The following is a 657-nucleotide window of genomic DNA, read 5'->3' on the forward strand; positions in this document are numbered from 1 at the left end:
TGTAACCGACGTACGAAAACCATAACCAAACTTTATACATATGATAACTAAAAATGAACAAAACGAAGAAGTAAGTAATTTTGAAATATTTGAAAAACAGAAAATATATTCGGAACGTTCCGTATGGGGTTTTTCTCTTTTTTTTACAACTCTTTTTGGAGGTATTCTGTTAATGCAAAATCTAAAAGATATTGGTAAAAAAAAGGAAGCAAATAATATATTGGTCATGTCTATACTATACTCAATAATTTCAATAATAATTGTAAATATTCCAGACAATACTAATCCTTCCTTAGCTATATCTTTAAATGTTTTTGGTGGTATGCTTTTATCAAAATATTATTTTCCCAAATATTTCCCTAAAACAGAGAACTATGAAAAAAAACCAATTTGGAAACCGCTAATAATTTCACTTATTGTTGCCGTGCCTTTTGTTTTTGCTTTATTCTTCGCCTAAAAAATGATAGAAGGCTACAGCTAACAGCGGTTTTGTGCAAGCGGGGGTTTGGGGATTTATCGGTAATGGCTTGGTGAGTGTATTTTCTTCTTTCGTTCGGGCTTTTTCCTTTCTAACTTTTCGGTATATTTGTAAACGTCAGTAATAAAAATCCCCGCCTGACACAAAGCCGGCGGGACGTTATGCACCATTTTGAAATA

General features: G+C 32.3%; 1 protein-coding gene. It reads left to right on the top strand.

Annotated features, from left to right (window positions below):
• The first annotated feature begins 40 nt into the window (after positions 1–40).
• Positions 41–457: a hypothetical protein gene (locus tag LZZ90_RS13980; RefSeq protein WP_237791322.1), complete on the top strand. Its 417-nt coding sequence runs from the start codon at positions 41–43 to the stop codon at positions 455–457.
• Positions 458–657: the final 200 nt, after the last annotated feature.

It is taken from the genome of Flavobacterium sp. SM15 (assembly GCF_022012335.1).
In the GTDB taxonomy this organism is placed as follows: Bacteria; Bacteroidota; Bacteroidia; order Flavobacteriales; family Flavobacteriaceae; genus Flavobacterium.